This window comes from Agromyces subbeticus DSM 16689, from assembly GCF_000421565.1.
GTDB classification, from domain to species: Bacteria; Actinomycetota; Actinomycetes; order Actinomycetales; family Microbacteriaceae; genus Agromyces; species Agromyces subbeticus.
Genome location: NZ_ATXG01000004.1, coordinates 179,898 through 200,787, shown reverse-complemented (window position 1 = coordinate 200,787; position 20,890 = coordinate 179,898). Strand labels below are relative to the sequence as shown.

Sequence of the window (20,890 nt, the reverse complement as noted above, 5' to 3'; positions counted from 1 at the left end):
AGACGCGGGCGCTCAGCTGAAGGGGCTCAGCCGACCGCGACGCCGCGAGCCGCCATGAACGGCTGTGCGTCGACTGCGGTGCCGTCGATGCGCACCTCGAAGTGCAGGTGGCATCCGGTCGAAGCGCCCGTGCTGCCGACCGCGCCGATCAGTTGCCCGGCGGCGACCGAGTCGCCCGGGGCGACGAAGATGCCGCCGTCGACCAGGTGCGCATAGCCGGTGGAGACGCCGGCGCCGTGCTCGAGCAGGATCCAGTTGCCGTAGCCGCCGTTGCCTCGTGCCTCGACGACGATGCCGCTCGTGGCCGCGAAGACAGGAGTGCCGCAGCTGGCCGCGACATCGGTGCCGCGGTGGAACTCGTTGACGCCGGCGAGCGGCTTGTTGGGTCGCGGCCCGTAGCCGTCGGTGCGCTTGCCCGCGACGGGGGCTGCCCAGCCCTGCTCGCTCAGCTGGCCGGCATCGCGCGGCAGCGAATCGATGAGGGAGACGCTCGTGGCTGCCACGCGCGTCTGCAGCCCCGAGAGGTCTTGGCGAGCGGCTGCCACGGCGCGTTCCACGTCGGCGACCGCGTCTTGCGCGGCCTCGACCGGCACGGCGTCGACGTCGGCCCATGCGGCGGCGGCCTGCTCTTCGGCCACGACGGCTTCAGCGTCGCGCTTCTCGGCGAGCTTCTGCAACTTGTCGGCGTCGCCGGTGATCTGCTCGACGCGAGCGACTCCGCCGAGGCCGGCGAGCAGGTCTTTGCCAGAGCCGAAGGCCGCGGCCATCGAGTTCAGGGTGGAATCGCCGCCGCGGGCCGCAGCGAAGGCGAAGTCTGCCGCGGTGTCGGCGTCGTGGCGCGCCTCATCGGCCCGTTCCTGCAGGTCTTCGGCGAGAGCGCGGGCGATCTCGCGTGTCGAGCGCGCCGTCTCGAGCTCGGCCTCGGCGGTGCGGAGGTTCGCCGTCGCCCGATCGAGGGCCGTGCGTGCCGTGAGCAGCGAGCTGAGCTGCGGGTCGGTGCCGTTCGAGACGCGGGCGTACGGCCCTGCCCCGACGAGCACCTGGCCGCGCGGGGCGGCGACGGGTGCGGTCGGTGCCGGTGCCGCCGGCGTTTCGGTGGTCGGCGGCGCGGGTGTCTCGGTCGGGGTGGGGGTCGGTTCCGGAGTCGGCGTCGGGGTGGGGGTCGGTTCCGGAGTCGGAGTCGGAGTCGGCGTCTCGGTCGGAGTCGGCGTCTCGGTCGGAGTCGGCGTCTCGGTCGGCGTCGGCGTCTCGGTCGGCTCCGGCGTGTCGGTCTGCTCCTCGGTCGCGGGAGTTTCTGCCTCGCCGGTTGGTTGATCGCTCGACTCGCTCGGGGCAGCCGGTGCATCGTCGGTCGCCGGCTCGGACGGCGCGACCACGGCATGGGTCGCCGGCACGATCTCTTCGGCCGTGGCCGGGCCGACGCCTGAAATGCCGAGCAGCACCGCGGCGGCAGCAGCCGCGAGGGCGAGACCATCGGGCCGGGCGCGGCCTACGCGAAGGGGCGTTTGCAGGCCACGGGGGCTTCGTTTCAGCGACATGGCTTCCGTTCGTCGTCGGCTTCGGGGCCGACGTCTCATTCAGTGTCTCAGGGCCGGCGCGACCGCACAACACCTGATAGTACGGCCGTCGAGCCCTGTTCGGGTGACAAATCTACGAAGTGTGCGCACCGCAGCGCCGGTCCGCACGAACTCGACACCTGTCGGCCACCTCTCCTTCTTCATCGTCACCCCGATCGCTCACCGGATCGCTCGATGCTGACCACGGCATCGCAGGATGCAGCGCTGCATCGAGATCCTCGCCGCGCTTCCGACCCGACGCCACACGGATGTGGGAGCCCATGCACACGTCACCGAGGATCGCCTTCTCGCAGTTCCGCTCCGGCGAGGACCCCATGCTGCTCGCGTGGGCCCGGTTCCGAAGCCGGCTGGCGCCGGCCCCCGACGTCGCATCGATCGGCGACCGGCTCGGCAGCGTCGCGAAGGAGCCGCTCAGTATCGAGCGCACGATCTGGCGGCTCTTCGCGTCGAACAACCGTGAGGTCGCGCGCAGCGCCCGCGTCTACGGTTCCTTCCTCGCGGCGCGCGAGCACGTCTTGATGCTCCAATCGCGAGTCGCCGAACTCGACGTGCAGTTCGTGCGGGGCCCGGAGACGGGGTCGTACGGGTGGACCGTGGCGCTCGATGATCGCGCCGCGGCGACCTGCGCTCGGTGGTACCCCTCGTCGGCGTGCACCGAAGCCGTGACGAGCGCCCTCGTCCTGCTCGATCACGCGGACGTCGCGAAAGAGTGGCGGTGGGCCAGTGGCGGCGGTGGTCAGAGGCCGGTGGCCGAGACGTCGACGTGGAGATGAGGTCAGCGCGCAGTTCGGCCGCTGGCACCGCCGGCATCGCCGGTGCGGCGCCGCGATGATGGACCCTCCAGGCCTCATCGCCGGGCGGTACCGGCTCGGCGAGCTGCTCGGCACGGGCGGTTCGGCATCCGTCTTCGCTTCGGTTGACACGATGACCGGGGGACACGTCGCCCTCAAACTGCTGCATCCCCACCTCGCTGAGCGCCCGAGCGCCCGCGATGCGTTCCTCGAGGAGGCTCGACGGGTGCGGCGTCTGCGCCACCCCAACATCGCCGGCGTGATCGATGTCGGAGTCGAGACCGCAGCAAGCGGCCCGGTCGCCTGGATCGCACTGGAACGCGCCGCCGGACGCAGCCTCTCCGAGCACCTCGGCGAGCATGGTGCGCTGAGCATCGTCGAAGCGGTTGCCGTGCTCGACGGTGTGCTGCGTGCACTCGAGGCTGCGCATGAGGTCGGCCTGGTGCACCGCGACGTCTCTCCTGCCAACGTGATGGTCGGTCGAGATGCTTCCGGGGTGATCGCGGTCGACGGGGTGCGCCTCCTCGATTTCGGGCTTGCGGATGCCGCGGGCAGGGCTGCCATCGGCACCGACATCCTGCGCAGCGAGGCCGAGGTGAACGGCGGCAGCCGTGTGGGTGTCATCGGCAACGTCGACTACATGTCGCCGGAGCATGTGCGCGGACTCGCCGTCGACGAGCGGGGCGACGTGTACCAAGCCGGGGCCGTGCTCTACTTCGCCGTCACCGCCCGCTCGCCGTTCCCGCGCCCGACCGCGGCGGCGACGATGCAGGCGCACCTCGAGAGCCCGCCACCGGTGCCGTCGGTGGTGGACTCGCGCATCCCGCGCGAGATCGACCGGATCGTGGTGCGCGCGCTGCTGAAGGATGCCGGCGACCGGTTCGGTTCGGCAGCCGAGATGCGGGCAGCGCTCGGCACGATCGGCGAGTCCCTCAACGCGACGCCGGTGACGAGAGTGCTCGGAGCGACGAGGGCGCCCACTCGTCTGCCGGTGAATGAACGCACCAGGGTGCAGCCGACGCGGGGCGTCGCACAGGCCGGCGGAACGACAGGGCGGCCGCGTGCTGCGCGGGGAGGCGGCACGATCGGCGCCTGGATCTCGGGCGGCGGGCTCCTCGTGATCGTTTCCGCGATCCTCGCGTCGGTGGCGGCCGGTGCCCCGGCGGTTCCGATTCCGACGCCCCCATCGCAGCAGCAGGTGGTGCAATCGCCGGCGCCATCCGAGGTGCCGCCGCCGTCGAGTGAGCCCGAGGCGCCGCCGGCGGTCGCGCGGGTCGCCATTCCGGATGTCACGCTCTCGAGCCTCGCCGACGCGCAGCGGGCGCTCGCCGATGCCGGTCTCGAAGTGGGCGAGCTCCTGGTCGTCGAATCAGAGCACCCGGGCGACACTGTGCTCGGGTCATCGCCGTCGGCAGGTGCATCTGCCGACGAGGGCTCCGTCGTCGCACTCACGGTCGCGTCGGGCTTCAACCGAATTCCACGCGTCATCGGGCTCTCGCGCGCCGAGGCGCTCGCCGCTCTGCAGAACGCGGGCTTCACGGTCGCGATCGGCACGACGCGCACCGCCGCGGTCGCGCACGGCACGATCGTCGGCACCGATCCGGTGGAGGGCGCATCGTTGATGTTGAAGACGACGGTCACGCTCCTCGAAGCCGAGCCGCCTCCGCGCGTCACGCCGTCACCGCCGCCGCCGACCGCGACTCCGCCGTCGTCCCCCGAACCGGGGGTATGAGAATCTCGGTGGCCGTTCCCAGTCCAGCCGTCCTTCGCGCAGGCGCCACCGATCGTTCACATCACGCGGCGACGGTGAACGCGTGAACCGGCGCTTCCGCGCCGATACCGGAACCCAGCACCCGAGCCCGAGGTCTCAGATGTCCCCGTCGTCAATTCGATCGGCGCGATCGTGAACGATGATCGCACCGCCGGCGGCACCACGACCACCGTGTTCTTCGCCGATCAAGAACCGCAAGCGCACCCGCCGGCCGAGGCGAGGGAGCTGAAGCCTCGCCAGTCGCGCTCCGACGCGGTCTTCCGTGCCGTCAGTTTCTCGGCCGGTGGCATGACAGTGGCCATCATGTTGTCCGTCGGCGTGTTCCTTTCGCTGCGCGCGGGCTCGGCGATGCAAGTGGCGGGCCTCGACTTCCTGTTCGAGCAGAAGTGGTCGCCCGAGACCGGGGAGTTCGGCATCGCCGCCGTGCTGTTCGGCACCGTCACGATCGCCGTCATCGCGATGTGCGTCTCGGTGCCCTTGGCACTCGGCACCTCGCTGCTGATCTCCGAAGTGCTCATGGGCCGGCTCAAGCAGTGGTCGATCACTCTCGTCGACCTGATGGCCGCGGTACCCAGCGTGGTGTTCGGACTGTGGGGGCTCTTCTTCCTGCAGGAGAGCATCATCCCGGTCTCGCGCTGGATCTCGACCTACTTCGGCTGGATCCCGTTCTTCGCGGTGACCGACGAGACCGGGGCGGCGATGACCGACGCGAGTGCGTTCACCTCGTCGGCGTTCATCGCGGGAATCGTCGTGGGGCTCATGGTGGTGCCCACGCAGACCTCGATCATGCGCGAGGCGTTCATGCAGGCGCCGGCCGGCGAGCGCGAGGCGGCCTACGCCCTGGGGTCCACGCGCTGGGGCATGATCACCGCGGTCGTCCTCCCGTTCGGCCGGGGCGGCATCATCGGCGGCACGATGCTCGGCCTCGGGCGGGCGCTCGGGGAGACGATCGCGGTCTACATGATCATCTCGCCGATCTTCGCGATCAACTGGCAGGTGTTGAAGACCGGCGGCAACTCGGTGTCGGCGCTCATCGCCCTGCGATATGGCGAGGCGAGCGAGTTCGCGCTGTCGGCGCTGATGGCAGCCGGCCTTGTGCTCTTCCTCATCACTCTCGTGATCAACTTCGCGGCCTCGTCGATCGTCGCCAGGTCGCGCTCCGGCGCCGAGAGCGAGGTGTGATGTCGCTCACCACGTTCGAACCCGCGCTCGCCGGTGAGCAGGAGACCGAGCCCCGAGCCGCGGTCCGCACGAGCCTCCCGGTGCGCGAGGGCATCGAGATCGGCCCGCGCCGCCGCATCCGCTCTGCCCGCCTCGACGACCGTTACGCACTGTTCGGCGCGGGCGCGGCCGCCCTGGCCATCGCGGCACTGCTCTTCGGCTGGATCGCGCCGCTCAGCGGCGTCGTCGGGTTCTTCGTCGTCGCGTTCCTCGCTTTCGTCGCGATCTACGCCCTGCTCGTGAGCAGCACCGGCGATGGGCGCGAGGTGACCGACCGGGTCATGACGGTCATGCTCGCGAGTGCCGGTGTCATCCTCTGCGGCGCCCTGATCTTCGTCGTCGTCTTCACGCTGCTGCGCGGGCTTCCAGCCCTCGTGCACGCGAACTTCTTCTTCCAGGACATGGAGTTCGCGGGCCCTCTCGACGGGCTCGACCTCGGCGGCGTCGCCCACGCGATCGTCGGCACTCTCATCCAGATCGGCATCGCCCTGGCGATCTCGATCCCGCTCGGCATCGTCACGGCGTTGTTCCTGAACGAGGTCGGCGGTCGCTTCGCACGCTTCGTGCGCACGATCGTCGACGCGATGACGGCGCTGCCTTCGATCGTCGCGGGCCTCTTCATCTACTCGGCGATCATCCTCGGCCTCGGGCTGCAACGGTCGGGGTTCGCGGCCGCGCTCGCCATCACGGTCATGATGCTTCCGATCATCGTCCGCGCGTCCGACGTGGTGCTGCGCCTGGTCGCCGGCAATCTGCGCGAGGCGTCGTACGCCCTCGGGGCGTCGCGCTGGCGAACCGTGTGGCACGTGGTGCTTCCCACGGCGCGCTCGGGCCTCGTCACGGCCGTGATCCTCGGCACTGCCCGCGGCATCGGCGAGACCTCGCCCGTGCTGCTCACCTCGGGCGTCACGAACGTCATGAACACCAACCCGTTCGAGGGCCCGATGATCTCGCTGCCGCTGCAGGTCTTCACCTTCGTGGGTTCGCCCGAGCCCAACATGATCGCGCGCGGCTTCGGCACGGCCGCCGTGCTGCTGCTGCTCGTGCTCGCGCTCTTCGCGATCGCGCGGGTCATCGGCGGACGAGGCCCCGCCGACCAGTCGCCGCGCAGCCAGCGCAGAGTGCGGGCCGCGTCGGTACGCGACGTCGAACGTATGGATGCCGCGTCCGCCCGCCGCGAGGCATCCGCTCAACCGCAGGAGGAACCGCAATGAGTCTGCTCACGCGTCGGATGACCAGACTGGTCGCCGTACTCGGCGCACTGGTGGTGGCAGTGAGTATCAGCGGCCCCGCGAGCGCCGCGGGATGGGAGCCCATCAACGGCACCGGGTCGACCTGGTCGCAGAATGCGCTCGACCAGTGGCGCAGAAACGTCTCCGCCAACTACGGCATGCAGGTGGGGTACACCGGGAGCGGCTCATCGGCCGGCCGCACCGACTACATCAACGGCGCCGTCGACTTCGCCGTCTCGGAGATTCCGTTCCAGTCGAACCCCGAAGACGGGTCGCCTCCCGAGGTGCCGCCGCGCGGGTACGCGTACATGCCGATCGTCGCGGGTGGCACGGCGTTCATGTACCACTTGAACATCGGGGGCAAGCGGGTCACGAATCTGCGCTTGTCCGGCGCCGTGATCACGAAGATCTTCACGGGCTCGATCACGAAGTGGAACGACCCCGAGATCCAGTCCGACAATCCGGGCCTCGCGATGCCCGACAAGGCGATCGTGCCCGTCGTGCGCTCCGACGGCTCGGGCTCGTCGGCGCAGTTCTCGCTCTGGATGTCGAAGCAACATCCCGACCTGTGGACCGCGGGCATGCGATCGCAGTTCCCGATTCCGGCCAACGGCAAAGGGCAGGCCCGCTCCGACGGCGTCGCCGGATACGTGAGCCAGGCCTACGGTGAGGGCGCCATCACCTACGTCGAATACTCCTACGCGATCGAATCGGGCTTCCCGGTCGCCAAGGTGCTGAATGCCGCCGACTACTACGTCGAGCCGACGGCGAACTCGGTGGCCGTTGCCCTGCTGCAGGCGCAGATCAACACCGACGCGGCTTCTGCCGAGTACCTCACCCAGATTCTCGACGGCGTCTACAACAATGGCGATCCACGCACCTACCCGCTTTCGAGCTACTCGTACATGATCGTGCCGACCGTCGTCGGCGGCACCTTCACCGAGGCGAAGGGCGCGACGCTCGGCGCGTTCGGAAGCTACATGCTGTGCGAGGGGCAGCAGCAGGCGGCCGATCTCGGGTACTCGCCCCTGCCCATGAACCTCGTGCTCGCGGGCTTCGACCAGATCAAGCGCATCCCGGGCGCGGGCTCGGCAAGTGTCGACCCGAACGCGTGCAACAACCCGACGTTCAAGCCGGGCGACTCACCGAGCAGCAACCAGCTCGCGCTCACAGCAGCGCAGCCTGCGGAGTGCGACCGGCGTGGTCCGAACCAGTGCACGACGGGCACGGCCGGTGCGAAGGAGGACACCCCGGTCACGGGCACTGGCGGAGGCGGCTCGGCTGCCGGCGGCGCTGCGGGCCCGGGTGCTGCCGACGCACCGGTCGCAGGAGGGCCCGCCGCCGCAGGCACAGCCGTCTACGACGAGTTCGGCAACCTGATCTCGGGCGATGGGGCCGTGGCGGGTGTCGCGACCGCTTCGCCGTTCACGATCGGCGACGACGGCTGGGGCTGGGAGGAGTCCGTCATGCTCGGTGCGGTCGTGCTGCTGCTCGGCGCGGTCATCCTTCCTCCATTCCTCTCGCCGAGGTTGCGGCGGGCCAACGGCCCAGGCGACACGTCGACGACAGGTGCGGCCCGATGAGCGAGCAGATGACGGATGCCTCGCGCGGCGCGGTCTGGACTCAGGCGGGCTTCTCCGGGCTCGTCGTCGGACTTCTGGTCGCGGGCGTCGTCGGATTCGGGAGCGCGGTGGTGCCGGCCGATCCCGCAGTCGCCGCCGACGAGCCCACGTCGAGCGCGGTGACCGTGACGAACGCCGCCGACGCGCTCGTGCCCGAGGGGGCACCGTTCCCCGATCTGTCGGTGACGGTTTCACAGACCAGCGACCTGGTGTCGCAGGGCATCCGGGTGAGCTGGACGGGCGGGGAGCTCTCTTCGGCGCCCGGAGGAACGGTCGGCGGGTCGAACTTCCTGCAGATCGCGCAGTGCTGGGGCGAGGATCCCGAGCACCCCGGGCACCCCGACCGGCGTACCTGCCAATACGGCGGCACGCTCGGGTGGGGCGCCATGCGCGATGGCTTGAGGTCGTTGGAGAGCATCGCCACTGAGGACGTGCAGTACAGCGGTGATCTGGGCGGCTTCGCCTATACCGGCATCCCGTTCGTCGCCTCGAATCCGGACGGCATCGTCGATGAGCGTGCCGCCCCGGCCGACCGCGTGCTGAACAACTTCACGACGAACGCCGACGGGCAGCCGGTCAAGAAGCCCGACGCCGAGATGTCGAACCTCAACACGAACCAGTTCTTCACGGCGTTCACGACGAATGAGGTCAAGTGGGCGGCGTCCGGTGCCGACGGGTCGGGCTCGGTGCCCTTCGAAGTGCAGACGGCCATGCAGTCCACCGCGCTCGGTTGCGGCTCTCCCGCCCCTCAGGCTGACGGAAGCGTCGTCGGCCAGTCGTGCTGGCTCGTCGTCATCCCGCGAGGCACCGGCGACTCCGGTGAGGCCGAGATCAAGCAATCGGGACTCTGGTGGGACGCCTGGGAACACCATCTCGCCGTGAAGCTCGACTTCAAGCCGCTCGGCGTACGCTGCGAGATCGGCGCCGCGGAACGACAGTTGGCGGGCAGTGAACTCGTCGCCGGGGCGATCGCGTCGTGGCAGCCCGAGCTCTGCCTCGGCGAGAACGGGTCGCCGTTCGTGCTCAGCCAAGGCAGCGAGGCCGACGCACTGGCGAAGGCGGCCGGCACGACGCCGAGTCCGCTGGCGTTCACGTCGCGCCCGCTCGATCTGAGCCGTGTTGCAGACACAGCCGACCCCGTCGCGTATGCCCCTGTCGCGCTGTCGGGCATCGCGATCTCGTTCTCGATCGACCGCCAGCCGCATCCGCAGGAGGCGACGCCTGAGGAGAAGGCGCGAGCGGGGCTGCCGATGACCGACTTGAAACTCACGCCGCGACTGGTGGCGAAACTGCTGACTGCGTCGTACACCGACTCGCTGCCGTCGGGCGCCGACAGGTCGCATATCGGCTACAAGAGTTTCGCCGAACCTGGGAAGAACTCACGCACGATCATTCAGGACCCCGAGTTCCGAAAGATCAACGACGACGAATGGTCGTCGCAGATCATCGTGTCGGCCTCGGTCGCCGACATGCTCACGCCGTCGGGCAGGTCCGACCTCGCCGTGCGCCTCTGGGAATACGTGCTCGCTGACCCCGAGGCGAAGGCATGGCTCGACGGCGCGCCCGACGAGTCGGGCATGATCGTGAATCCTTGGTATGCCACCAATCCTGAGGTGAATCCGACGGGTCAGGCCCTGGCGCTGCCGACCGAGAGCTTTCCCAAGGCCGACCCGATCGAGAAGCCCGACACCACCGTCAGCGACCCGGCGAACGGCAGCGGCCCGATCAACCTCGTGACCTGGCGCCCGTACAGCGGCAGTTACGCAGACGGCGCCTATCATGTGCTGCGCGGCGACGGAATGCTGCTCGGCGGTTGGGACAACGTCGCCGTGCCGCCGAAGTACGCCAAAACGGTGCGCGAGCTCTTCGGCAGCCAGAAGGTGATCGGGCTCACGACGTCACCCGCGGCCGAGCTGTACCAGACCGTGACGGCGTCACTTCGCAACCCTGCCGGGCAGTTCGTGCAGCCCACGCAAGCGAGTCTGGCCGCCGCCGCAGCCGCCATGACGCCCACCGCAGCACAGCCGAAGGTCGTCGCGTACGACCCGTCGGCCGCCGTCGCGAAGGCGGCCTCCACGTCGTACCCGCTCGCGATGCCGGTGTATGCGGCGCTGAATCCGAAGCAGACCGACGCCGCGCTCCGCGCGGTCTACGCGAACCTGATCCGCTTCGCGGCTCGAGATGGGCAGACGCCCGGGACCGATGTCGGCGAACTGCCGCCCGGCTATGCACCACTGCCGCAGCCTTGGGTCGACCAAGCGCTCGCCGCCGCGGACGCCATCGAGACCGGTGCGCTGCCGAGTTCGCCGCCGGCCGCAGGAAGCACCCCCACGGCTCGCGGTCAGTCCCTGACTCCGACTCGCTCGTCGCAGCAGCAGGCCCCGGCGGCCACGGATCTCGTCGCCTCGCCGACCGCGACTGGCGAATCCGCCGGCGACTTGATCGGTACCGCAACGCCCGACGACCCCGAGTTGGGCCTCTCGGCCGCGGCCGTGCCTGCGGGGCTCCTCGCAGGCCTCGGCACGGCGTTGGCGGTTCCGTTGATGACGCGCTTCAGGAGGCGATCGTGAGTGCCGCTGCACAGCCCACGTACAGCCGTCCTTCGCTGGACCAACGCCCGCTGTTCACTCTGCAGGCCCAGCCTCAGATCGGGGCGCGGGCGCCCCAAAGACTTGGCGGCCCCCCAATGGAGAGCCGCCAAGACGACCGCTTGTCAGAGCGGACGTTTGTCACACCACATCCCTCGAGAAAAGGAAAGTTGTGAACAAGAAGAAGGTTATCGCAGCCGCCGCTGCCTTCGGCGTGGCTGCTTCGCTCTTAGCTGTCGCTTCGCCGGCGAACGCCGAGCCGGTGTCTGGCAGTTACGTGGTCGTCGGCTCCGACACTCTGCAGGACGTGATCAACGCCCTGGCCAACGGCACGGGTATCACGGGTGGAAACGTCCGTTCGCTCGCGGGCGACCAGCCCATCGGGTCGTTCGACGCCACGGGCTCTTCCTCGATCCAGACCAAGCCGAACGGCGTTCGCTTCGGTCGTCCGAACGGCTCGAGCGACGGCGTGAAGGCGCTCAGCCGCTCGATCGACGGCGCGAACTACACGTCGCTGACCCCAGGTGGGCCCGCGAACGTCAACATCACCGGCCAAGTCGACATCGCGCGCTCGTCATCGGGTGCGACGCAGGTCGTCGACGGTGCACTTCGGTACATTCCGTTCGGGCGCGACGCACTCTCGTACGCGCACTCGGGCGGCGCGAACGCGGCGTTCGACAATATCGACCAGGCGACGCTCAAGGGCCTGTTCGAGTGCACGATCACGCAGGTCGGCGGTGTCACGGTCACCCCGGTGATCCCGCAGGCGGGCTCCGGCACACGCAAGGACTTCCTGTCGAAGATCGGCTCTTCCGAGTCGGGCATGCAGGAGGTGTCTGAGGGTGGCTGCGTCAAGGTCGGCCAGGAGCACGACACCAACAGTCTCGCCGACGGCTCGGCCTTCCCGGCGAACGCCGTGACCGCGATGTCAGCCGCTCAGTGGGTAGCGCAGAACACCGGTGCGGGCATCGACCGCCGCGGGACCGGCGTCAAGATCGGCTCGCCGATCGCCGGCACGCCGGCCGTCACCGGCACCGGCGCCTCGATGGTGCCGAACCCGGCGTTCTACTCCAACAGCACCTGGGGACGTGACGTGTACCTCGTCGTCGAGAACGCCCGCATCACAGTCGGCGACCCGAAGTACGACGCGGGCCTCGCCAACGTCGTGAGCAATGCCGCCGCCAAACTCAGCAACACCCAGAGCACGCTGCCCTCGCAAGCTGGCTCGGTCAAGAAGAAGTTCGGCTTCCTCGCGCCGTCGACCACGACGCCGTTCCGGGCGAACCTGTCCGCTTAGTCCCGCACCACATCGATTCCCCTTTCAATACTCGTAGAGAAGGAATGCAATGAACATCAGCAAGAAGTGGAGCGTGGCTGCGGCCACGGCTCTCACCCTCGCCATCGTGGGCGGCGGCGCGGTCTCCGCGAACGCGGCCCCTGGCGACCCCGTCAACCCGCAGCCGAACGGCTCGAAGGGCTCGTTCTTCCTGTACAACGCCGACACTGGAGAACTCGCCGACGGCGACACGACCCGCGTCTACACGCGGAGTGAAGGCCTCATCGCCTCGGCGAGCTCGACCGACGTGCTCGCCGAGATCAACCCGGCGCCCGCTCGGCCAGTCACGGGCGCGACGCCCTTCACGGGCGTGTACCGCTTCCTTTCGACGACTGACGCCGCCGACCGCGACGGTGGAACCAACACTTGGAACGCGTTCGCGACTGACGCGGCCGCGGGCCCCAACGGCGGAACCATGGTTCCCGACTTCACCCTCGACGCGATCTTCTCGGGCCCCGGTGGCATTGCGGATGACATCGCCGCCGGTGGCACCTACTGGTATGGCGTCGCCTACACGATCAACAGCGGTGTGACCGTCGTCGGCACCGTGTACCGCGAGATCAACATCACAGCCGGCTCTGGCAACTACACCGTCGGTGCGGTCGAGGTCGAGGGCGCTGCGCCTGCAGATCTGATCACCGAGGCCGACCTCGTCACGGCGAACCCGGCGCTCGTCACCGAGACCGTCGACAGCAAGCAGCTCGCGATCACCGCGGGTGCGGCGAACGCCAACAAGACCCTGAGCGTGGGCGTCTTCTCGGCGGGCGCGCGCAGCGAGCTCGGCACGGTCGTTCTCGATGCGAACGGTGCGGGCACCGTCGACGCGTCCGCCGTCGCGGTGGGCGCGGCGAGCAAGTTGTTCCTCTACGAGCTCAACGGTCCCGACGAGGCACTCGCAGCGTGGGACAACTTCACGCTCACGTCGACGGCGCCCGTGTACGACACGAGTGACACCACCGATCTCACGGTCACGGTGACCAACTCGGGTCGCTTCGAGCTGGTGGCTCCCGCCGCCACGCTGATCGACCTCGGCAACGTGCGTCGTAACCAGACGACCGTGCCGGTCGCGCTGGGTCAGTTCACGGTGTTCGACGACCGCGACGTGCTGAGCGGCTGGAACCTCAACGTCACCGCCGCGGACTTCGCGGGTGCGGGCAACACCACGGTCGCCAAGAACGCGCTGGGCTACGCCCCGCGCGCGGTTGCGCTGACCGACGGCGTCACCCTCGGCGCTGCCAAGGCCGCGGGTGCCGGTGCGTTCGGTGTTCTCGCCGAAGGCATCGCCGGCTCGTCGACCGCTGAGGTGGGTGCCGTTCTCGACACCGACCTGACGTTCAAGGCTCCGATCAACGCGGCCAAGGGCGTGCACACCTCGACCCTGACGCTCGACCTCGTCTCGAAGTAGTCCTCGAGCGGTCGTCAGGCAGATGACACCCGTGTGGGAAAGGCGCCTCGTGCGTCTTTCCCACACGGCGTGCGCATCTCCAACGATTTCACCCCGCCTCACGCGAGGCGCCTGAGCGAAATGCACAGCCCGTGACTGCAGTCCTCTTGCCCCAACTTTTCGCCCGTCGTGCCGCCCGAGGCATCCGTCGGGTCGTCGTCGTCGCTTTACTCGGCTGCATCGCCCTCGTGGCCGTGATTGCAGGCGACCCCTCGGCAGCCAGGGCCGACGACACCATCGGCATCTCGGGTCAGCCTGCCGGTGCCGACGGCACGCCAGACGGCCGCACCCGGTTCAGCTACAGCGCCGACCCGGGCCAGCAGGTCGCCGACCAGTACCTCGTGCGCAACGCCGGCTCGGTGACGCAGTCGTTCACGGTGCTCGCGACGGATGCGTTCAACGACGAAGACGGCAGCTTCGGTCTGCTCGAGACCGGGGCGGAGGCGACGGATGCCGGTGCCTGGGTGCACTTCGAGAGCGGAGCGAACCGGCTGCAGTTCGACCTCGCGCCAGGGGAGTCGCGACTCGTGCCGTTCACCGTCGATGTCCCGGCGGACGCCGGCCCAGGCGATCACGCCGGCGGCATCCTGGCCTCCGTCGTGACTCCGGGGGAGCAGGTCAACGTCGACCGGCGCCTCGGCACTCGCATGTACTTGCGCGTGTCGGGCGAGATCCAGGCTGCGCTGACGATCTCGAGCGTCGACAGTCAGTACGTCGGCGACTGGTGGAACCCGTTCAGCGGTGGCGTGCGGGTGCTCTACACGATCCAGAACACCGGCAACGTCGCCCTCGCCTCCAACGTCTCGCTCGGCGTTCGCACCTGGTTCAGCGCCCCCGCGTCGGCGAAGCAGGGCGACGGCAAGCCCGAGCTCCTGCCCGGGTTCACCCGGACCTTCGAAACCGAGGTCCCCGGCGTTGCGGCCTGGGGCTATCTCAACCCGTGGGTGACCCTCAATCCGTTCGTCGAAGGCGACGATGCGAGCAAGAAGATGCCGGTCTCGGCAATCTCACGCGACACCGTGCTCATCGCCCCGCCGTGGCCGCTCGTGATCGCCGTCGCACTCGTCGGCCTGTACATCGTGTTCAGCAAGTGGCGCCGCCGGGCCGACGCGAAGCGTGCCGCGGCGTGGATCGAACACACCGAGCGGGAGACGCGACGCAAGATCGAGGCCGAACGTGAGCGAGAGCTCGTGGGTGCCGCTGGACCGGCAGGAGTGAACCGTGATCGATGAGCGGCGTACGGTCGTCCGGCGAATCGGGACCCTCGGCGGCATCCTGCTCGTCGCGTCATTCGTCGTTGCCGGCTTGGCGACGGCAGATCGCGCGGCGTGGGCTGAAGAGACGGCGCCGGGCGAAAACCTGACGGTCGACGTGAGTGACGGGGTCGTGCCGCCGACGGGTCGGCCGACCGCGCCGCCGAAGGGGCCGCCCATCACACCGCCCGGTCGGCCCGGCGCGGGCCAGCAGGGCTCCGGCGCGTTCGTCGACACGGCCGGCGCACCGGCAGCCGTCCTGGCCGCTCCACCGGCGGCCGACGAGGTCAGTCTCGGCGGCGTGCTCTTCGTGGGCGGCCTCGCCGGTGGGTACTCACCGTCACTCGACCCGCTCGCCGGGCAACTGCAAGTGTGGTTCACCGTGCGCAACGCGTCGAAGTCGACGATCGACGGCTCGGCCGACTTCTGGCTCGAAGGGCCGTTCGGCAACCGCATCAGCCAAGTCGACGCCGTCGAGGTCGCCGCACTGGAACCCGGCGAGAAGCGAACGATCAGTGCCACGCTGCCGGGCGTGGGTCAGTGGACGTTCGTGACGGTTCACACCCGATTCACGCCGCCTGCGCAGGTCGACAACGCCGAACTGTCGCCGTTCACTCGCGACGCGAACGTGTTCGCGCCACCGTGGCTGATCGGTGTCGGAATCGTCGTCGGACTCGGATTCGCCGCGATCGGCCACTTCCTCCGACGGGTCGGCGCGCCGCTGCGATTGGGCGAGGCGGCGTGACGCTCACCGAACGGGATGAGTACGGGTTCGAGAGTTCCGACACCGACGGGGGCTTCTCGACCATTCCCAGATCATGGCCGACGCCACCAGCCAAGCCGCCGAAGCCGCCGAGAGTTCCGAAGCCCCCTCGCCGCATGCCGACGGCACCACGCCCGCCGATCGTGCTGTCGCCGCGTGAGCAGTTCATCCGTGGCGCACTCATCGTCTGCTCGGTGCTGCTGCTCGCACTCGTGCTCAATGTCATGGTCATCGGTCAGGTTCGCCATTTCGTGACGCAGCAACAACTGAGCGACACCTTCCGTGCCCAGCTGGAGGAGGGGGTCGCCCCGGTGAGCGAGGGCGACGTGCACGACGTGCTGTTGCCCGACGGTGCGCCGGTGGCACTGCTCGAGATTCCGCAACTCGGCATCAAGGAGATCATCGTCGAGGGCACCGACTCCGCCACGACGGAACTGGGCCCCGGCCATCGACGTGACACGGCGCTGCCCGGCCAGGCCGGCGTGAGCGTGCTGCTCGGCCGTGCCGCAGCGTACGGCGGGCCGTTCGCGCGCATCCAGGAGCTTGCTCCCGGCGATGAGTTCACGATGATCACCGGGCAGGGCGAGCACACGTTCGAGGTGATCGGGCTGCGCTACGCGGGCGACCCTGCACCCCCGCGCCTCACCGCCGGCGAGAGCCGGGTCATCCTCACGACCGCGCGCGGCGCGCCATTCTGGCCTTCCGGCATCGCGCGCGTCGACGCCCGCCTCACGAGCGAAGCACAGCCGAGAGGCGTGCGCCTGACGAACTTCGTCACGCTGCCCGAGTCCGATCGCGAGTTGCACGGCGACACGTCGATGCTCTGGGCGCTGGTGTTCGGCCTGCAGTTCCTCCTGATCGTCGAGTTCGCCGCAGTGTGGTCGTACCGGAACGTCGGGCCGCGCCGCACCTGGATCGTCTTCATTCCGCTCACCCTGCTCGCCGGCCTCTGGGTCACCGGCGAGATCGTGCGGCTGTTGCCCAACCTGCTCTGACCAGCGATCCGCCGACCCGCGACCCCCCTGACCCCGCGCCCCCTGACCCCGCGCCCCCTGAAGGAAGCCGACCATGACCGAAGACCTGACCACCGTCGAGGCGATTCCCGAGAGCCGCATCGGATTCCGCGGCATCCGACTGCCGAGCTTCACTCGTATCATGAGGCCCGAACCCGCCTCGAACGGCCTCGTCACGGCGCCGACCGAGCTCGCCACCCTCGAGGGCCGCAACATCTCGGCGTGGTTCGGCGATCACCAAGTGCTCGATCGGGTGTCGCTGACGATGGAAGCCGGCGTGATCACGTCGCTCATCGGGCCGTCCGGATGCGGTAAGTCCACGTTCCTCCGCATCCTGAACCGCATGCACGAGCTCGTGCCGTCGGCGTCGCTCGCCGGTGAGGTGCTGCTCGACGGTGAAGACATCTACGACCCGGCACGCAAGCTCGTCGAGGCGCGCAAGCACATCGGGATGGTCTTCCAGAAGCCGAATCCGTTCCCGGCCCAGTCGATCTACGACAACGTCGTCGCGGGTCTCACGCTGACCGGAACGCGTGTGTCGCGCGATGAGCGCGACGAGCTCGTCGAATCGTGCCTCACGAAGGCCGGCCTCTGGAAGGAGGTCAAGGACCGTCTGCGTGCGCCGGGTGCCGGGCTCTCGGGCGGCCAGCAGCAGCGGCTCTGCATCGCGCGATCGCTCGCGGTGCGACCGCGCGTGCTGCTCATGGACGAGCCGTGCTCGGCACTCGACCCGACGTCGACGCGCGTCATCGAGGAGACGATGCTCGAGCTGGCGGACGAGGTCACGATCGTCATCGTGACGCACAACATGCAACAGGCGCAGCGGGTCTCCCAGCACTGCGCGTTCTTCCTCGCCTCGCAGGGCACACCCGGCGCGATCGTGGAGCACGGCGACACCGATGCGATGTTCGCCGACCCGATCGACCCGCGAACGTTCGACTACGTGAACGGGCGGTTCGGGTGACGCCGGCACCGTGAGCCGAACCGCCCGGCAACCCGGCGGCGAGCGCCGCCTCAGCGTGCGCGGCTCACGGTCGACTCAGGCGAGCAGCCCCGCTGCATCCGCTGCACGCGACACCACCGCACCCGAGGCCACGAGCCCCGAGATCGCCTCGATCTCGGGGGAGAGGTAGCGATCGGGGCCGGGCACCGCGCCCGTCTCGGCCACGAGCGAGACGACGGCTCCCGTCGCGGCTCCCGGCACGAGCGGTGCCCGCAGCGCGAGCCCGCGGGCGGCGGTCATGACCTCGATCGCGAGCACGCGACCGAGCCCGTCGATCGCCCGACGGAGCTTGCGACCAGCAGCCCAGCCCATCGACACGTGGTCCTCCTGCATGGCCGACGACGGGATCGAGTCGACGGATGCCGGAACCGCGAGCCGCTTCAGCTCGCTCACGATGCCCGCGGCGGTGTACTGCGCGATCATCAGGCCCGAGTCCACGCCGACCTCGTGGGCGAGGAATGGCGGCAGGCCCTGGTTGCGCGCGCGGTCGAGGAACCGGTCGGTGCGGCGCTCGCTCATCGACGCGACATCCGCCACCGCGATCGCGAGGAAGTCGAGCACGTACCCGACGGGCGCCCCGTGGAAGTTGCCGTTCGACTCGACGCGTCCGTCGAGGGTGAGCACGGGGTTGTCGATCGCGCTCGCGAGCTCGGCGTCGGCGACGGATGCCGCGTGGGCGAGCGTGTCGCGGGCGGCGCCGTGCACCTGGGGTGCGCAGCGCAGGGAGTAGGCGTCTTGCACGCGAGTGCATTCGGGTCCCTTGTGGCTCGCCACGATGGGCGAGCCGGCGAGCAGCGTGCGCAGGTTCGCAGCGGATGCCGCCTGGCCGGCGTGCGGCCGCAGGCGGTGGAGGTCTTCGGCGAACACGGCGTCGGTGCCCATGAGCCCTTCGACGCTCATGGCCGCCGCGATGTCGGCGGTGGTCAGCAGCATCCGCAAGTCGTCGATGGCGAGGGCGAGCATGCCGAGCATGCCGTCGGTGCCGTTGATGAGGGCGAGGCCCTCCTTCTCGCCGAGGCGCAGCGGCGTGATACCGGCGGCGGCGAGGGCTTCACTCGCCGGTCGAGTAGCCGACGAAGGAGGCGTATCGAGACCCGGTGCGCTCGAGGTCTCGATACGCTCCTTCGTCGCTACTCGACCGACGGTATCGACGCGAACCTCGCCCTCGCCCATCGCCACGAGCGCGCAGTGCGCGAGGGGGGCGAGGTCGCCGGAGCATCCGAGCGAGCCGTACTCGCGCACGACCGGCGTGATGCCCGCGTTGAGGATGGCCGCGTAGGTCTCGGCGGTCTCGCGGCGCACACCGGTGCGACCGGTCATGAGCGTCGAGAGGCGCAGCAGCATGAGCGCGCGCACGACCTCGGTCTCGACCTCGGCGCCCGAGCCGGCGGCGTGCGAGCGCACGAGGCTCGACTGCAGCTGGGCGCGGCGGTCTTCGGCGATGAAGGTCGTCGCGAGTGCGCCGAAGCCCGTCGAGATGCCGTAGTGCGGCTCGGGGTCGGCGGCGAGGCCCTCGATGATCGCGCGGCTCGCGGCGACGGCGTCGAGCGCGGCGGGGTCGAGCACGACGGGTGCCCCGTGGCGCGCGACCGCGACGACGTCGTCGATGCCGAGGGCTCCGGTGCCGACGGTGACGGATGCCGCGGCGCGGACGGGTGCGGAGATGCTGCTGCTCATACCTCCGATTCCACACCGCGCTCGCGCGCGCGGGAAGCGTGCGCGCAGGGTCATCGTCCGGTATCCCAGATCTAGACTGAGCTCGGAGGAGAGATGACCGAGCAATCCAAGGTGCCCGCGGCCGACCAGACGCTCGCGATCCTCACCCACCTCGCGGCGCAGCGCGGGCCGGTGCCCGCCGCGACGATCGCGCAGGCACTCGCGATTCCTCGTTCGACCGTCTACCACCTGCTCGCCGTCATGCAGGAACGCGGCTTCGTCGTGCACCTGCCCGAAGAGCGACGCTACGGGCTCGGCGTCGCGGCGTTCGAGCTGTCGAGCGGCTTCTCGCGGCAGCAGCCGCTCGCCCGCCTCGGCCGGCCGCTCGTCGCCTCCCTCGTCGACCGGCTCGGCGAGAGCGGCCACCTCGCGGTGCTGCACGGGCGCGACGTGCTCTACCTCGTCGAGGAGCGCGCGCCGCGCCGCCCCTCGCTCGTCACCGACGTCGGCGTTCGCTTGCCCGCCCACCTCACCGCCACGGGCCGGGCGATGCTCGCCGAGCTGCCGCCCGCGCAGCTGCGCGCCCTCTATCCCGAGCGGTCGGCGTTCGCCGCGCGCGTCTCGGCCGGTGAAGCGGATGCCGCGGAGTGGAGCTACGGCCGGCTGAAGCGCGTGCTCGCGGCGGTGCGCGAGGCCGGGTTCGCCGCGGAAGACGGCGAGGTCACGGGCGGCCTCGCCTCGGTCGGGGTCGCGGTCGTCGACCATCTCGGCTGGCCGGCCGCGGCGATCGCGGTCACCTTCCCCGACGATGCACGGGCCGAACTGCAGGAGCAGGCCGTCGCCGGGGTGCGCGACGCGGCGGCATTGCTGTCACGGCGTATCCGCGGCATCCGCTGATCGGGTCTCCCTTCGGGACCACCCGTATCGCACCGGACCACCGACATCCGGGGTCCCGCGCGAAACGAGTGGTCCCGAACCCGGCGCGGGGTCACCGCGGGGTCAGCGCGCGGTCGGGGCGAGCCAGCGACGCAGCAGGCGGGTGATGAAGGGCAGCGCCCAGAATGTCATGACCGGGGTGAGCAGCAGTGTGGTGACGAGCACCTTCAGGGCGACGGCGAGGTCGTCCCAACCGGGCACGAACGAGGTGACGAGCAGCGTGAAGACGAGGTTCACCGGGAAGAAGCCGAGCCAGATCGTCACGGCCTGCTTCCAGCGCGGCGGCGCCGGCGGCAGTTCGTCGAGCGAAGTGGATGCCGCGGCATCCGCCACCGGAACCGAACCGGTCGCCGGGTCGTCGAACCAGCCCTCGATGCCGCTGCGTCGACGGCTGCGCTCGGAGCGCACGAAGCCCTGGCCCATCGAGAGCCACCAGGTGCGTTCCGAGGAGCGCTCCCACGCTTCGAGCGTCTCTTCGCTCGCGAAGCGGTAGAGCATGTGCCAGACCTGCGAGCCCTCGCCGGCGCGCACCCAGCCCGAGCCGAGGAACCCCGGGTACTTCGCGGCGAGATTCACGCCGGTCTGCACCCACGCGGTCGCCTCGGCGATGCGCTCGGGGTCGACCTCGCGCCGGATCGAGACCGTGATCGGTTCACCGGCCATTCGCCACCCCCTCAGCTGTCT

Annotated in this window: 16 protein-coding genes; 13 read left to right on the top strand and 3 right to left on the bottom strand. The window is 69.7% G+C overall.

What is annotated here, in order from left to right; genetic code table 11:
* Positions 1-26: 26 nt before the first annotated feature.
* Positions 27-1,538: a M23 family metallopeptidase gene (locus H521_RS0108855; protein WP_156891337.1), complete on the bottom strand. Its 1,512-nt coding sequence runs from the start codon at positions 1,536-1,538 to the stop codon at positions 27-29.
* A 299-nt stretch (positions 1,539-1,837) separates the two neighbouring features.
* On the opposite strand from H521_RS0108855, the gene H521_RS0108845 reads away from it, so the two are divergent.
* The 12 genes from H521_RS0108845 (at position 1,838) to H521_RS0108790 (ending at position 17,575) form a co-directional block, all read left to right on the top strand.
* A complete protein-coding gene (locus H521_RS0108845) occupies positions 1,838-2,350 on the top strand; it encodes a hypothetical protein (protein ID WP_156891335.1) in 513 nt (170 codons plus the stop codon).
* A gap of 55 nt (positions 2,351-2,405) precedes the next feature.
* Positions 2,406-4,100 carry a protein kinase domain-containing protein gene (locus H521_RS0108840; RefSeq protein WP_084512162.1) on the top strand — a complete coding sequence of 565 codons (1,695 nt, stop codon included), beginning with the start codon at positions 2,406-2,408 and terminating at the stop codon, positions 4,098-4,100.
* A 171-nt stretch (positions 4,101-4,271) separates the two neighbouring features.
* Complete coding sequence (gene pstC, locus H521_RS22430) at positions 4,272-5,321, top strand: phosphate ABC transporter permease subunit PstC (protein WP_022892665.1); 1,050 nt, start codon at positions 4,272-4,274, stop codon at positions 5,319-5,321.
* Positions 5,321-6,574 carry a phosphate ABC transporter permease PstA gene (gene pstA, locus H521_RS22425; protein ID WP_022892664.1) on the top strand — a complete coding sequence of 418 codons (1,254 nt, stop codon included), beginning with the start codon at positions 5,321-5,323 and terminating at the stop codon, positions 6,572-6,574. Before pstC ends, pstA begins: the two co-directional genes overlap by 1 nt.
* A 17-nt stretch (positions 6,575-6,591) precedes the next feature.
* Entirely contained in the window at positions 6,592-8,175 is a 1,584-nt protein-coding gene (locus H521_RS0108825) for a phosphate ABC transporter substrate-binding protein PstS (protein ID WP_022892663.1), read from the top strand.
* On the top strand, positions 8,172-10,784 hold the full coding sequence (locus H521_RS0108820; protein WP_022892662.1) for a hypothetical protein: 2,613 nt from the start codon (positions 8,172-8,174) through the stop codon (positions 10,782-10,784). Before H521_RS0108825 ends, H521_RS0108820 begins: the two co-directional genes overlap by 4 nt.
* 190 nt (positions 10,785-10,974) lie before the next feature.
* Positions 10,975-12,099, top strand: coding sequence for a hypothetical protein (locus H521_RS0108815; RefSeq protein WP_022892661.1), 1,125 nt, complete (start codon positions 10,975-10,977; stop codon positions 12,097-12,099).
* Between the two features lie 49 nt (positions 12,100-12,148).
* On the top strand, positions 12,149-13,543 hold the full coding sequence (locus H521_RS0108810) for a hypothetical protein (RefSeq protein ID WP_022892660.1): 1,395 nt from the start codon (positions 12,149-12,151) through the stop codon (positions 13,541-13,543).
* Between the two features lie 131 nt (positions 13,544-13,674).
* Positions 13,675-14,814: a COG1470 family protein gene (locus H521_RS22420; protein WP_156891333.1), complete on the top strand. Its 1,140-nt coding sequence runs from the start codon at positions 13,675-13,677 to the stop codon at positions 14,812-14,814.
* Positions 14,804-15,580: a hypothetical protein gene (locus H521_RS0108800; RefSeq protein WP_022892658.1), complete on the top strand. Its 777-nt coding sequence runs from the start codon at positions 14,804-14,806 to the stop codon at positions 15,578-15,580. Before H521_RS22420 ends, H521_RS0108800 begins: the two co-directional genes overlap by 11 nt.
* A gap of 134 nt (positions 15,581-15,714) precedes the next feature.
* Entirely contained in the window at positions 15,715-16,593 is an 879-nt protein-coding gene (locus H521_RS0108795; protein WP_084512159.1) for a sortase, read from the top strand.
* A 160-nt stretch (positions 16,594-16,753) separates the two neighbouring features.
* Entirely contained in the window at positions 16,754-17,575 is an 822-nt protein-coding gene (locus H521_RS0108790) for a phosphate ABC transporter ATP-binding protein (protein ID WP_040424286.1), read from the top strand.
* Positions 17,576-17,650: 75 nt separating this feature from the next.
* Here the strand turns inward: H521_RS0108790 and hutH are convergent, their stop codons facing one another.
* Complete coding sequence (hutH, locus tag H521_RS0108785) at positions 17,651-19,291, bottom strand: histidine ammonia-lyase (RefSeq protein ID WP_022892654.1); 1,641 nt, start codon at positions 19,289-19,291, stop codon at positions 17,651-17,653.
* Positions 19,292-19,384: 93 nt separating this feature from the next.
* Between hutH and H521_RS0108780 the strand changes: the two genes are divergently transcribed.
* Positions 19,385-20,167 (top strand): IclR family transcriptional regulator, encoded by a 783-nt coding sequence (locus tag H521_RS0108780; protein ID WP_022892653.1) that lies wholly within the window; start codon positions 19,385-19,387, stop codon positions 20,165-20,167.
* A 102-nt stretch (positions 20,168-20,269) separates the two neighbouring features.
* On the opposite strand, the gene H521_RS0108775 is transcribed toward H521_RS0108780, so the two are convergent.
* Positions 20,270-20,869: an antibiotic biosynthesis monooxygenase gene (locus H521_RS0108775; protein ID WP_022892652.1), complete on the bottom strand. Its 600-nt coding sequence runs from the start codon at positions 20,867-20,869 to the stop codon at positions 20,270-20,272.
* Positions 20,870-20,890: the final 21 nt, after the last annotated feature.

Bases quoted from the DNA above. Each gene is read 5' to 3' on its own strand.
- pstA (WP_022892664.1), top strand. From the start codon at position 5,321: ATGTCGCTCACCACGTTCGAACCCGCGCTCGCCGGTGAGCAGGAGACC.
- H521_RS0108795 (WP_084512159.1), top strand. From the start codon at position 15,715: ATGCCGACGGCACCACGCCCGCCGATCGTGCTGTCGCCGCGTGAGCAG.
- H521_RS0108775 (WP_022892652.1), bottom strand. From the start codon at position 20,869: ATGGCCGGTGAACCGATCACGGTCTCGATCCGGCGCGAGGTCGACCCC.
- H521_RS0108810 (WP_022892660.1), top strand. From the start codon at position 12,149: ATGAACATCAGCAAGAAGTGGAGCGTGGCTGCGGCCACGGCTCTCACC.
- H521_RS0108855 (WP_156891337.1), bottom strand. From the start codon at position 1,538: ATGTCGCTGAAACGAAGCCCCCGTGGCCTGCAAACGCCCCTTCGCGTA.
- H521_RS0108780 (WP_022892653.1), top strand. From the start codon at position 19,385: ATGACCGAGCAATCCAAGGTGCCCGCGGCCGACCAGACGCTCGCGATC.
- H521_RS0108840 (WP_084512162.1), top strand. From the start codon at position 2,406: ATGATGGACCCTCCAGGCCTCATCGCCGGGCGGTACCGGCTCGGCGAG.
- H521_RS0108820 (WP_022892662.1), top strand. From the start codon at position 8,172: ATGAGCGAGCAGATGACGGATGCCTCGCGCGGCGCGGTCTGGACTCAG.
- H521_RS0108790 (WP_040424286.1), top strand. From the start codon at position 16,754: ATGAGGCCCGAACCCGCCTCGAACGGCCTCGTCACGGCGCCGACCGAG.
- hutH (WP_022892654.1), bottom strand. From the start codon at position 19,291: ATGAGCAGCAGCATCTCCGCACCCGTCCGCGCCGCGGCATCCGTCACC.
- H521_RS0108845 (WP_156891335.1), top strand. From the start codon at position 1,838: ATGCACACGTCACCGAGGATCGCCTTCTCGCAGTTCCGCTCCGGCGAG.
- H521_RS0108825 (WP_022892663.1), top strand. From the start codon at position 6,592: ATGACCAGACTGGTCGCCGTACTCGGCGCACTGGTGGTGGCAGTGAGT.